The sequence below is a fragment of the Lysobacter sp. ISL-50 genome (assembly GCF_018612875.1).
GTDB lineage: Bacteria > Pseudomonadota > Gammaproteobacteria > Xanthomonadales > Xanthomonadaceae > Lysobacter.
In genome coordinates, this window is the sequence record NZ_JAGGRI010000050.1 from 1 (window position 1) to 11,687 (window position 11,687).

Annotated in this window: 12 protein-coding genes, 1 tRNA gene and 2 pseudogenes; 6 read left to right on the forward strand and 9 right to left on the reverse strand. The window is 67.2% G+C overall.

Features of this window, described 5'->3' with window-relative positions; translation table 11 throughout:
* Positions 1 to 278 (forward strand): annotated as a pseudogene (locus tag J7J50_RS22360) (hypothetical protein); the annotation flags it as partial.
* Between the two features lie 32 nt (positions 279 to 310).
* On the opposite strand, the pseudogene J7J50_RS22365 reads toward J7J50_RS22360, so the two are convergent.
* The 4 genes and pseudogenes from J7J50_RS22365 to J7J50_RS22380 all read right to left on the reverse strand — a co-directional run.
* A pseudogene (locus J7J50_RS22365) lies at positions 311 to 598 on the reverse strand (DUF1275 family protein); the annotation flags it as partial.
* A gap of 4 nt (positions 599 to 602) precedes the next feature.
* Positions 603 to 2,000 (reverse strand): PhoH family protein, encoded by a 1,398-nt coding sequence (locus tag J7J50_RS22370; RefSeq protein ID WP_215060570.1) that lies wholly within the window; start codon positions 1,998 to 2,000, stop codon positions 603 to 605.
* 177 nt (positions 2,001 to 2,177) lie between these two features.
* Positions 2,178 to 2,663 (reverse strand): peroxiredoxin, encoded by a 486-nt coding sequence (locus J7J50_RS22375; RefSeq protein ID WP_215060568.1) that lies wholly within the window; start codon positions 2,661 to 2,663, stop codon positions 2,178 to 2,180.
* A 2-nt stretch (positions 2,664 to 2,665) separates the two neighbouring features.
* A complete protein-coding gene (locus tag J7J50_RS22380; protein WP_215060560.1) occupies positions 2,666 to 3,301 on the reverse strand; it encodes a glycine cleavage system protein R in 636 nt (211 codons plus the stop codon).
* A 197-nt stretch (positions 3,302 to 3,498) separates the two neighbouring features.
* Here J7J50_RS22380 and dapA point away from each other — a divergent pair, with 197 nt between their 5' ends.
* Positions 3,499 to 4,404 carry a 4-hydroxy-tetrahydrodipicolinate synthase gene (gene dapA, locus J7J50_RS22385; RefSeq protein ID WP_215060558.1) on the forward strand — a complete coding sequence of 302 codons (906 nt, stop codon included), beginning with the start codon at positions 3,499 to 3,501 and terminating at the stop codon, positions 4,402 to 4,404.
* Positions 4,405 to 4,423: 19 nt separating this feature from the next.
* Positions 4,424 to 4,951 carry a hypothetical protein gene (locus J7J50_RS22390; RefSeq protein WP_215060556.1) on the forward strand — a complete coding sequence of 176 codons (528 nt, stop codon included), beginning with the start codon at positions 4,424 to 4,426 and terminating at the stop codon, positions 4,949 to 4,951.
* A gap of 276 nt (positions 4,952 to 5,227) precedes the next feature.
* Here J7J50_RS22390 and J7J50_RS22395 read toward each other — a convergent pair whose 3' ends face one another.
* The 3 genes from J7J50_RS22395 to J7J50_RS22405 all read right to left on the reverse strand — a co-directional run bounded on the left by J7J50_RS22395 (position 5,228) and on the right by J7J50_RS22405 (position 7,665).
* A complete protein-coding gene (locus tag J7J50_RS22395; protein ID WP_215060555.1) occupies positions 5,228 to 5,857 on the reverse strand; it encodes a hypothetical protein in 630 nt (209 codons plus the stop codon).
* 192 nt (positions 5,858 to 6,049) lie between these two features.
* Positions 6,050 to 6,424, reverse strand: a complete 375-nt coding sequence (locus tag J7J50_RS22400; protein ID WP_215060552.1) for a hypothetical protein — start codon at positions 6,422 to 6,424, stop codon at positions 6,050 to 6,052.
* Positions 6,425 to 6,552: 128 nt separating this feature from the next.
* A complete protein-coding gene (locus J7J50_RS22405) occupies positions 6,553 to 7,665 on the reverse strand; it encodes a C2 family cysteine protease (protein ID WP_215060550.1) in 1,113 nt (370 codons plus the stop codon).
* 144 nt (positions 7,666 to 7,809) lie between these two features.
* Here J7J50_RS22405 and J7J50_RS22410 point away from each other — a divergent pair, with 144 nt between their 5' ends.
* Positions 7,810 to 8,424: a hypothetical protein gene (locus tag J7J50_RS22410; RefSeq protein ID WP_215060548.1), complete on the forward strand. Its 615-nt coding sequence runs from the start codon at positions 7,810 to 7,812 to the stop codon at positions 8,422 to 8,424.
* 262 nt (positions 8,425 to 8,686) lie between these two features.
* Here J7J50_RS22410 and fdxA read toward each other — a convergent pair whose 3' ends face one another.
* Both fdxA and J7J50_RS22420 read right to left on the reverse strand, forming a co-directional pair.
* Positions 8,687 to 9,010: a ferredoxin FdxA gene (fdxA, locus tag J7J50_RS22415; RefSeq protein WP_057943443.1), complete on the reverse strand. Its 324-nt coding sequence runs from the start codon at positions 9,008 to 9,010 to the stop codon at positions 8,687 to 8,689.
* 302 nt (positions 9,011 to 9,312) lie between these two features.
* Positions 9,313 to 9,388 (reverse strand) — tRNA-Glu (locus tag J7J50_RS22420).
* 178 nt (positions 9,389 to 9,566) lie between these two features.
* Between J7J50_RS22420 and pcnB the strand changes: the two genes are divergently transcribed.
* A complete protein-coding gene (gene pcnB, locus J7J50_RS22425) occupies positions 9,567 to 10,919 on the forward strand; it encodes a polynucleotide adenylyltransferase PcnB (protein WP_215060546.1) in 1,353 nt (450 codons plus the stop codon).
* A gap of 133 nt (positions 10,920 to 11,052) precedes the next feature.
* A complete protein-coding gene (gene folK, locus J7J50_RS22430; RefSeq protein ID WP_215060543.1) occupies positions 11,053 to 11,589 on the forward strand; it encodes a 2-amino-4-hydroxy-6-hydroxymethyldihydropteridine diphosphokinase in 537 nt (178 codons plus the stop codon).
* The last annotated feature ends 98 nt before the right edge of the window (positions 11,590 to 11,687 follow it).

Here is an 11,687-nt window from a genome sequence, read left to right on the forward strand (position 1 = left end):
TCGCGAGTTACAAGCGGCGCCGGGCAACAGCAACAGCTGAAGTCAAAGTCCAAGCCAAAGCCAAAGCACTGCAAAGCGAAGAGGATGCAAGGCAAAATCTCGGCAACGGCAACGGCAACGGCAACGGCAACGGCAACGGCGCCATTCCAATCGGTGAAAAACCAACACTGCCCGATTCGCATCGCGAAGCGCCAATTGGATCGATCGAAGGAAACCCCAGCGCTTGCCTTGCGCAATCCGCCAATCGCAAGCGCCCGTCACGAGACAAGACCGGGTAGCGAAGTGAGGCGGAAGAAACCCACTACGCTTAGATCGTCAAGGCGACGCCGTAGCGGTGGCCCAGGCGCAAGGTGCTGTCCTGGATGATCAATCCGCTCAGCACCGCGCCGCCGACGAAAGCGCCGATGACGCTGAGCAGATGCGCGACCGCCCGCAGATCGCCGCCGACCACCGCGGCGCCGAGCGGGGTGGTGGTGCCGGTCAGATGGGTGACGGCCTGATGCTCGAAACCCAGAATGCCCACCACGTTGACCATGCCAGCCACGCAGGCGAGGGCGGCGGCGCCGACCCAGACCTACGTGGCCAACCGCTGCGTCATCGCGTCAGAGCACTTCCGACGCGTAGTCCGCCAACCGCGAGCGCTCGCCGCGCCGCAAGGTCACGTGCGCGCTGTGCGCCCAACCCTTGAAGCGATCGACCGCATAGGTCAGGCCCGAAGTGGTTTCGGTCAGGTACGGCGTATCGATCTGCTCCACGTTGCCCAGGCACACGATCTTCGTGCCGGGGCCGGCGCGGGTGATCAAGGTCTTCATCTGCTTCGGCGTCAGGTTCTGCGCCTCGTCCAGAATCAGCCAGCGGCTCAGGAACGTGCGTCCGCGCATGAAGTTCATCGAGCGGATCTTGATGCGCGACGCCAGCAGGTCGTTGGTCGCCGCGCGGCCCCAGGCGCCACCGTCCTGGTTGTGGGTCAGCACTTCCAGGTTGTCGGTCAACGCGCCCATCCACGGCGTCATCTTCTCTTCCTCCGTGCCCGGCAGGAAGCCGATGTCTTCGCCGACGCTGACCGTCGCGCGGGTCATGATGATCTCGCGATAGCGCTGCTGATCCATGGTCTGCGCCAGGCCCGCGGCGAGCGCGAGCAAGGTCTTGCCGGTGCCGGCGGTGCCGAGCAGGGTGACGAAGTCGATCTCCGGGTCCATCAACGCGTTGAGGGCGAAGTTCTGCTCGCGATTGCGCGCGATGATGCCCCACACGGCGTGCTGGTTATGACGGAAATCGTCGACGATCTGCAGGGTCACGCGCTCTTCGCCAACCTTGGTGACCTTGAGTTCGGACTCGTCGTCGCCGGGCAGGAACAGGAACTGGTTCGGATACCAGTCGTCGTCCTGCGTGCGGTTGATTTCGTAATAGGTGCGGCCTTTCTCGGTCCAGGACTTGAGGTCCTTGCCGTGGATCTGCCAGAAATCGTCCGGCAGCGCGGTGGCGCCGGTGTAGAGCAGGCTGAAATCGTCGAGCGCGCGATCGTTTTCGTAGTCTTCCGACACGATCCCGGCGATGGACGCCTTGATGCGCAGGTTGATGTCCTTGGACACGAACACCACCGGCACGCCGGGTTCCTGCTCCTGCAGCGCCAGGATCGCGCCGAGGATCTGGTTGTCCGGAATCACCGCGCTGAAACGCTTGCCCGCGTCGAACGAGCCGGTCTGGAAACGCAGCTTGCCGATGCTTTGCGCGCCGCGCAGCTGCAGGCCCTGCGGCCGGTTGAGGGTGATGCCGGTGCTGATCTTGTCGGTGCCCTCGATCTCGATCAGTTCGTTGAGGAAACGGCTGACCTGCCGCGCGTTGCGGCTCGCCTCGGAGGTGCCTTTCTTGCCGTTGTCGAGTTCCTCGATCACCTGCATCGGCAGGTAGACGTCGTGTTCCTGGAATTTGAACAGCGCGGTGGGATCGTGCATCAGCACGTTGGTATCCAGCACATAGATGCGCTTGCTTCTTGTCATCGACAGCTCCGCTGGAGATAGGCGTCGGGCGACGCCGGGGGAAAAGTGCTGTGTACCGCCAGGGGGCGGACGGCGGCCGCGATCGCGCACGGCAGCGCCGCCGTGGCCCGCGGGGCGGGACGGCGTGCGATCGTGTGAATCAGGGGGCTCACTGAGTGGTGGCTTCCTGCGGCGCGTTTATTGGCCAGAATGGGTTTTGAGCGAATCGAGCACGGCCTGGGCATGCCCGGCGACTTTCACCGGACGCCATGACTGCACGATGACGCCTTTCGGGTCGATCAGGAAAGTGCTGCGTTCGATGCCCATGTATTTGCGGCCGTACAGGCTTTTTTCCTTGATCACGCCGAAGGCGTTGCACAAGGTTTCGTCCTTGTCGCTGATGAGGTCGAACTTGAAACCCTGCTTGGCGCAGAAATTCTCGTGCGACTTGATCGAGTCGCGGGACACGCCCAGCACGGTCGCGCCAAGCTTCTTGAACTTGGGCAGCAGCGCGTTGAAGTCCAGGCCCTCGGTGGTGCAGCCGGGCGTGCTGTCCTTGGGATAGAAGTACAGCACCAGCCAGCCGCCGGCGTAGTCCTTCATCTTGACGGTGTCCCCGCTGGACAGGGCCAGTTCGAGGGTAGGAGCTTTGCCGCCGTAGGCGCGATCGCCGGTATCGAGCATAGTCAGAACTTCATCGGGTCCATGATGGCGTCCAGGTTCAGATGGTCGCAGAACTCCAGGAAATCGTCGCGCAGGGCGGCGATGTGCATGCTCGAGGGTACGCCGATCGTGATCTGGGCGGAGAACATATCCGCGCCGGTCTGCATCGCGCGGTAGCGCGAGCAGTGCAGGCTTTCGATGGTGATGCCCTGGCGGTCGAAGAAATCCGCCAGTTGGAACAGGATGCCGGGCTTGTCCGCGGCCACGACTTCGACGATGTAGGGCAGCAGATTGGACTGCACCTGCTTGGCGCCGGTGCGGTACCAGACCAGCTTGAGGCCTTCCTCGCGCTCCAGGCGCGTGAGCATGGCTTCCAGCTTGGCGACCGCGTCCCAGGAACCCACCGCCAGCGCGGTGACCGAGACGTCGCGGCCGACCGTGGACAGGCGCGCATCGACCAGATTGCAGCCCGAATCGGCGATCCGGCGGGTCACCGACAACAGCGGCGACTCCGGATGCGTCGTATAGGCGTTGATCAGGAGGTGGTTTTCGTTCGGCGACGGCCGGGAAGCGGAATCGGTCAAGGCGGCGCCTGCAAGGGAGCGTAAGGCTCGGAAATGAACGGCGGCCCGGGCCCGGGCCGCGCTGTGAAGCAGCATACTTGCCCGCGCTTTCGCGCCGCAAGTAACATCGGCGGGTGTATGGCGGCGCGCCGGCACGGTTTCGTGCCCAGGCGCCCGCTTTCGCCGCAACCCAGGTCGGTCCTGCGTTTGCGTCCATTGTTCGTTACAGGTTTTCGGCCCCCGTCCGCTCCGCACATGCGCGGCAGCGGCCTTTCACTCAGATAGGTCCTCACTTGCGACTTTCCGGCAGCATCACCGCGCTGGCGACGCCGTTCACCGCGTCGGGCGAAATCGATCTGGACGCCTGGCACTCGCTGCTGGCGCTGCAGTTGCAAGGCGGCACCCAGGCGGTCGTGGTCGCGGGCTCCACCGGCGAAGCGGCCGCGCTGTTCGACGCCGAATACGATCTGCTGCTGCGCAGCGCGGTCGAATTCGTCGCCGGGCGGATTCCGGTGCTGGCCGGCACCGGTCTGTCCAATACCGCCAAAACCATCGAACTCACCCGCCACGTGGCCGCCCTGGGCGCCGACGCGGCGCTGGTCGTGGCCCCGCCTTACGTGCGTCCGACCCAGGCCGGATTGCTCGCGCATTACCGCGCCATCGCCGACGACGACGCGCTGCCGCTCGTGCTGTACAACGTGCCCGGCCGCACCGGCTGCGATCTGCTGCCGGAAACGGTGGCCGCGCTCGCCGGCCACCGGCGCATCGTCGGCATCAAGGAAGCGGTCGCCGATCCGCAGCGCATGAGCGATCTGCTCGCGTTCAAGTCGGACGACTTCGCCGTCCTCAGCGGCGACGATCCGACCGCGTGCCGGGCCATCCTGGCCGGCGCCGACGGCATCGTTTCGGTCGGCTCGAACGTGCTGCCGGCGGCGTTCCGCCGTCTGGCCGATCTGGCCCGCGGCGGCCGTCGCGGCGAAGCCGAGGGCTGGGACGCGCGTCTGCGCCCGGTCTACGATTTTCTTGCCCTGGAATCCAATCCGATTCCGGTCAAGGCGCTGCTGGCGGCGCAAGGCATCGGCCACGGCCTGCGTCTGCCGTTGCAGCCGCTGTCGGCCATCCATCACGAAGCCGCGCGGCAGTCCGCCGCGCTGGTCGTTGAACTCGAACACCTCTGCCGCGACACGCTCGCGGCCTGAACCCCTGCAGGAGATGCTCATGCGTTCCAATGTTTCTCTGTCCCGTGCGGTCGTCGCCGGTGTTTTGCTGGCCGTAATCGCCACGTCGGGCTGCAGCTGGTTCCGCAAGGGCAACAAGCTCTATGCGGAGGCGCCGGAAAACCGTCCGCTGGAAGTGCCGCCGGACCTGGACCAGCCGCGCACCGACGGCGCCATGGCGATGCCCGCCGCCGGTCCGGCCACCGCGTCCGGCCAGGCCGCGGCGCGCCCGACCCAGGCCGCTCCGGCCTCGTCCGCGAACGGCTTCACCGTCAGCGGCAACCGCGACGACACCTTCACCAAGGTCGGCGATGCGCTGGCCAAGGTCGAAGGCCTGACCGTCTCCAGCCGTGCGCAGTTGCTGGGTGCGTTCGACGTGAGCTACGAAGGCAGCAACTTCCTGGTCCGCGTCAGCACGGTGGACGCCGGCTCCGCGGTGTCGGCGGTCGATCCGCGCGGCCTGCCGGCCACCGGTCCGGCGCCGGCCAAGCTGATCGCCAGCCTCAAGAGCGCGCTCGGCGGGCGTTGATCGACACCCGGGCGGGTCGCCGGCTCAGGCCGGCGGCGCGCCGGATCGCGAAAACGGGCGCCGCTGGCGCCCGTTTTCGTTGCGGTAGTTGGGGATTGGAGCGGGGCGGCGGCAACTGCGCCGGTGTTCGCGCCCGAATGGGCGTCGGTCTTCATGCCCCGCGCCGGTAGCGGCGTATCGCCAGCAGTCGCGCGTTATGGGCGAAAGCAGCGCGCCGCGAGCGGCGTCCGATGCCTGAGGGGCAGTGTTTCGGCGCCGCCCGGCGAACCGTCCGGCTCAGTTCGACGCCAGCCGCGACAGCCCTTCGTTCAACATCAACCGGGTCGCCGCGGCGCGTTGCGGCAGCGGCAGGTCCTTGAGCGCGTCGAGCAGCCAGCCGAACGAGCGGCAGCGCGCCTGGCGCCCGGCTTCGTCGCTGCCGTCGGCGTTCAGGCCGGCGGCGAAGCCGTCGTGCAGCAGCATGGCCTGGGTGCCGGCGGATTTCAGCGTCTGTTTCGCCGTCGCCGGGTCGTAGGCCTGGCGCGGGTTCTGCAATCCGGTCGCGGCGATATTGATCAGCGCTTCGCTGAAACGCTGGCGGCTTTGCGGCGCCAGGCTTTGCGCCGCGGCCATCAGCGCCTGCCCGCTGCGATCGGCCTTCGGGTCGAACAGGCCGCACAGCGTGCTGGCGTCGCGCGGCGTGCGCGAGGCCTGGTGCAGGGCCTGGAACAATTCGTCGATGCGCCCGTCGGGCGCGCGCATCACCGTGTCGTTGGCGCTGGCCATGATCGCGGCCGGGTCCAGTTGCGACAGATCCAACTGCGACAGATCCAGTTGCGACAGATCGAAACCGCGATGCTGGGCGCCGGTCACGGCCGGGGTCAGGCACAGCGTCAGCAGCAGGCCGAAGGGCAGAAGCTTGGACATGGGGCGGCGACCGGAAAGGGCTCGCGGCCGAGTCTAGGTGCCCGCGGATGAACCTTTCCGCGCCGCGCGCGAACGCCCGGGGGCGAGATCGCGGAACTTTCGTCGAGACGGCCGCGCAGGCAAAGCCCGGCGGCCGATCCGGCGCCGCGCGGCCTGCGGTGGCCGGTGCAGCGCGCATGTCGCGCTCGCGACTTATTCCTTCTCGACCTCGAAATAGCCATATACCGCGCTGCCGTCGGGCAGGCGGTCGTAGCCCATCGCCACCGCCACGCGGTCCGGGCTCAGCATGCCGATCTTCCACACGCTCACGCCGTCGAAACCGCCCGCGCCGGTCTTCTGGAATTCGCGCTTGCCGCCGAGCTTGTCCTGGATGTGATTGCCGGTGGAGCTGTCCAGCACCACCCACTGCGGCTGATCCTTGTAGAGGAAAAAGCGCTTGGCGACGATGCGGTACTGGCCGTGCCACAACTGGTTCAGGGCGTTTTCCAACGCGGCCTGCTGCTCGCCGTGCTGATCCGGGGTGAGCGGGGTGTCGGCGGAGTTGTGCGGAATCTTGTCTAACAACATGGATGAGTCCTTTGCGAAGGTGCAACCCGCGCAGCAAAGCAGCAGGGCCGTCACGATGATTTTGATCAAGCTCGATCTCAAGCGGGTCATGCCGCGAACTCCATAAGTCGTGGCGGCGCGATGCGCGCTCAGGCGCGCATCGTCGGCGCGCGCGCCGGCGCCGCTTCGTCCGGCTGCGGGGCGGCGACGGTCTGCTGCTCCTGCGACTGGCTGCGGCCGTTGGCGGCGAACTGCTGGCCGTCGGGCGAGGCGGCCAGATCGCGCATCGACTGCTTCATCGCCGCCGGGTTGTCCAGGTTGGCGAGCATGGCGTTGAGATGGCGATCGCCGGTTTCGGCGCTGGCGACCTTCTTGATGTCCGGGTGCTGCGACGGCGAAGGGCCGATGTCGATCTTGTTCAGGCCGCCGCCGTCGACGATGTCCTTGAGCTTGACCGAGATGCTGGCGTTGGGCGTGTCGCGGCCTTCGTCCACGCGGTTGTTGTGGCCCCAGGGATTGCGCACCTGCAGCATCACTTCGCCGTGCTCGTCCTTGTACACGCGCTCGACCATGAAGGCGTGGCGATTGACCAGACCGTCCTTGGGCGCGTCGTCGCGGAACCAGTGCGTGTCTTCGGACTTGGTCGCCAGGGTCACCGGACGGTGTTCCTTGAGCGCGGTGTCGAGCTTCTTGTAAGCCTTCTCCATGCCCATGTCGTCGAAGTCCGAATTGCTGACGGTCTGGCCGTGCACGCCGGTCAGCGTGAACAGCGCATCGGCCGGCCAGCCGCCGTGCGCGGTCTTGTCGTAGCCCTCTTGCAGGCCGTCCTTCGGATTGCGGTCGTGCATCTTGGCGTAGGCGGTTTCCATGACCGCCGGCCAGATCGGACCGTCGCGGCCCGGATGCCCGTCCACCGTGCTGCCGCCGCGGCGGGTGAGGTTACCCTCCAGCTCGCCCTGGCTCACTTCGATCTTGACCGGCTTGACCTCTTTATCGCCCAGGCCGAGGAAACCGGTGCTCTCTTCCTTGTAGAAGGTGACCGTGAAGCTGCCCTTGTCGGCGTTGTACTTGATCGCGTTTTCGAGCCGCTGCGGCTGCTGCTGCGCCATCGAGCCCAAGGGCGAGACGAAGTAGCAGTCGCCGAGCGAGTTCTGCTCGATATCGGACGAGTTGGGATGGCCGCTGGGACCGTACAGGGTCTTGTCGCTGAAGCGGCGCGCGTCGGCCGCCGGAGCGGGGGAGGTTTCTTGCGCGATGGCCATGGCCTGTTTCCTTCCTTGGTGCTGATTAGTCCGGGCGAATCTAGCGCGGCCCCCGGGGTGGGGCAAGCCGCGTTACTGCACAGTAGGGACGGCCGATGGCCGATAATCCGGCCAGCTTTTGCCCGCCGAGCCAGGGACAGACCGATGGAAGCAGAATTCTCGACGCTGGTTGAGACAGCCAAGCGCCTGGCCTTGCTGGCCGAAACCCTGGAACGCCGCTCGGACGCGGCGGTGCAGGAGCAGCAGCAGGCGGTGCAGTTGCTGGAGCAGGCGCTGGCGCGGGTCCGCGGTGATCTCGGCCAGGTGCTCGACAGCGCCGGGACACGGGTCGCGCAACTGGTCCAGCAAGGACTGGATTCCAGCCTGGGGCAGGGCGCCGAGCAGTACGAGCGGGTGGTGGCGACGGCCTCGGCACGGCTGGGCGGGGCCAGCGAGCAGTTGGCGAAGTCGCAGCAGGCGGTCGCGGCGGGCACGCGCAAAGCGGTGATCGCCGCCTACGCCGCGGTCGCCGGCGCGATGGCGCTGCTGGTGATCGGCGGGGCGGTGCTCCTGCATTTCCAGTATCGGCAGTACCAGCAGGCGAGCGATCGCGCCGCGGCGGCGCAGGTTCGCGCCGAGCTGGCCGAGGCGTATGCGCGCGTCGGCATCACCTCGTGCGCGGGCACGCCGTGCGTGCAACTGGACAAGGATGCGCCGCGCTGGGGCAGCAAGGGCGACTACGTGCTGATTCAGCGGTATCCGAACGAAAAGCCGCGTTGAGCGTTACGCACGCCAAACGCTATTAAGCCGGTTTTTTGCTCGTCATTCCCGCGAACGCAGGCTCCGCTCTACTTCGGCGAAGCCGAATATCCAGCGACTTCAAGCGTTCTCGCACGAAAGGCCCTGGATTCCCGCGTTCGCGGGAATGACGGGCTTTGAATGTTCTCGCGCGAAAGGCGCTGGATGTTCGGCTCCGCCGAAGTAGAGCGGAGCCTGCGTTCGCGGGAATGGCGAGCTTTGGCGAGCGCCTTCGAGTAAACCCTCAGCGCTCGATCAGATCGATCTTGCCCGGCTTGCCTTCCCATTCCTTGGCGTCGGCCAGGGCGTCCTTGCGGGCGGTGATCACCGGCCAGGCCTTGGCCAGTTCGGCATTGAGCGCGACGAACGGCTCCTGGCCGGCGGGCACGTCGTCTTCCGGGTAGATCGCGTTAATCGGGCACTCGGGCTCGCACAAGGTGCAGTCGATGCACTCGTCCGGGTCGATCACGAGAAAGTTCGGGCCTTCATGGAAACAGTCCACCGGGCACACCTCGACGCAATCGGTGTACTTGCACTTGACGCAGTTCTCGGTGACGACGAAAGGCATGGCGGGGTCCTGGAATGTGGTCCGGTACAAGCAGGCCGGGCGGGCGATAGTGTAGCCACTCGCATCGCGCTCGCCCACGACGCCATCGGGTCGATCGCGAAGTGCGAAGCGGGTAACGATGAAAATGGAGCCGTTCGGACAGGTTGGTCCGGGCGCCCGCGCGAAAACCGCCGGAGCGGGGTTTTCGCGCGAATCGGCCCGCGCCGCGCAGTCCGCCGCGCGCGGCGGTCTGGCCGCCGGCTGTTCACGCAAAGAAAAAGCCCGCGTGTGAGCGGGCTTTTTCTGCGACATGATCGCGTGTTTGGCGCTCCCTACGGGATTCGAACCCGTGTTTTAGCCTTGAGAGGGCCACGTCCTAGGCCTCTAGACGAAGGGAGCAGGTTGTACTTCCCGCCGGGCGCGAACCGGGTCTGCCAGACGTGCAGACCGATGGAAGGCGGCTTGGGCGGACCGCATGGACTCTCAATCCTATGCGGCCTGCTAGTATATGCGCCGCCGTAGCCTCGGGCAACGGTTGGACCCACGAAACTTCTAGAAGGCGGCGCGCCCGCGCTCGATGCAAGCCGACAATTCCTCACTTACTCCTCAGACCTCCTTGCGGGTGATTCCGCGCGATCAGCACAACGTGTCGCGCAAGGAGATCAGTCCCAACGCGCTGCGCGTGCTGTACCGGCTGCGCGACAGCGGCTTCGGCGCCTACCTGGTCGGAGGCGCGGTCCGCGACATCCTGGTCGGCGGCCATCCGAAGGATTTCGACGTCGCCACCGACGCCACGCCCGAACAGGTGAAGGGGCTGTTCCGCAACTGCCGCCTGATCGGCCGCCGTTTCCGCCTGGCGCACGTGGTCTACGGCCGCGAGATCATCGAGGTCGCCACCTTCCGCGCCAACAGCGACGACGGCAGCGGCGATCGCGAGACCGACACCGGCGGCCGGCTGGTGCGCGACAACGTCTACGGCAGCATCGAGGACGACGCGGTGCGCCGCGACTTCACCGCCAACGCGCTGTACTACGCGGTCGAGGACTTCTCGGTGCGCGACTACACCGGCGGCTTCGAGGACGTGCAGAACCGGCTGATGCGCCTGATCGGCGATCCGGAAACGCGCTATCGCGAAGACCCGGTGCGCATGCTGCGCGCGGTGCGCCTGGCGGCCAAGCTGGGCTTCGAGATCGAAGCGGCGACCGCCGCGCCCATCCCGCACCTGGCGCCGTTGCTGGCCGACGCCGCGCCGGCGCGCTTGTTCGAAGAATGCTTGAAGCTGTTCCTGTCCGGCCACGCCGTGGAAAGTTTCCTCGGCCTGGAGCGCTACGGCCTGTTGTCGGCGCTGCTGCCCGAAAGCGCCGCGGCGCTCAAGTCCAATCGCAGCGGCGCATTGCGGCGCATGGTGCTGGAAGGGCTCAAGGGCACCGATGCGCGCGTGGCCGCGGATGAGCCGGTATCGCCGGCGTTCCTGTTCGCCTTGCTGCTGTGGCCGGCGTACTGCCGCGACCTGATGGGCCTGCAGGCGCAGGGCGTGCACACCGCCGAAGCGCAACGCCGCGCCGCCGACCGGGTCACCCTGCATCAGCTTTCGACCATCGCCCTGCCGCGGCGTTTCTCGCTGCCGATGCAGGAAATCTGGCTGCTGCAGTCGCGTTTCCAGCAGCGCCAGCGCAAGCGCGTGTTCCGTCTGTTGTCGCATCCGCGCTTCCGCGCCGCGTTCGACTTCCTGGCGCTGCGCATGGCCGCCTCGGACGAACACGCCAGCGATGTCGAGTTCTGGCGCGAGGCGCAGGCGCATCCGAACGAGCTGCTCGCTCAGCAGGAAGCGCAGTCGCAGGCCTCGGCCGGCGAAGAGGGCGAGGAAGGCGACGGCCGCGCGCCGCGCAAGCGTCGCCGCCGCCGTCGCGGAGCGCCGGTCGCGGAGTGACGCGGCCGCGCGCGGTCCGCGGTTCGGCCGCTGTTTCCAAGCTCATCCGGGCGACTGCAACGGGCATAGGCGGCGAATCCGCCTGAGGCCCGCGCCGTCGCCTTCACCCGTCTTTCCATCCTCCGCCAAACGCATGCCGGCTCTCTCCAGCGATCCCGCGACCGTCGCCTTCGTCGGTCTGGGCAGCAATCTCGGCGACAGCGCCGCGGTCCTGCGCGCGGCCTTGCGCGCGCTCGACGCGCTGCCGCGCACGCGGCTGTCGCGGGCGTCGAAGTTGTATCGCACGCCGGCCTGGGGCCAGACCGATCAGCCCGATTTCCTCAACGCCGTGGCGATGCTCGACACCGCGCTGACGGCGCGCGAGTTGCTCGCGGCGATGCTGGAGATCGAACGCGAAGCCGGGCGCTCGCGCCGCGCCGACGGCAGCGACCGCTGGGGCCCGCGCACGCTGGACCTGGACTTGCTGCTGTACGCCGACGCGGTCATCGCCGAGCCGGGCCTGCACGTGCCGCATCCGCATCTGCACGAGCGCGCGTTCGCGCTGGTGCCGCTGGTGGAGATCGCGCCGGACGCGCGGATTCCGGGCATCGGTCCGGCGCGCGAGGCGCTGGCCGGCATCGACGCCGGCGAGATTCAGGTGCTCGGTTCCGACGATCGCTTCGAGCGATAACGGTTCGCCAGACCTCGCGGCGGCGACGATCGATCGACGGGCTGCGGCCCGGGCGGGCACAGCGGCCCGGCAAGCTTCGCAAAAAGCCGCGCGGGATC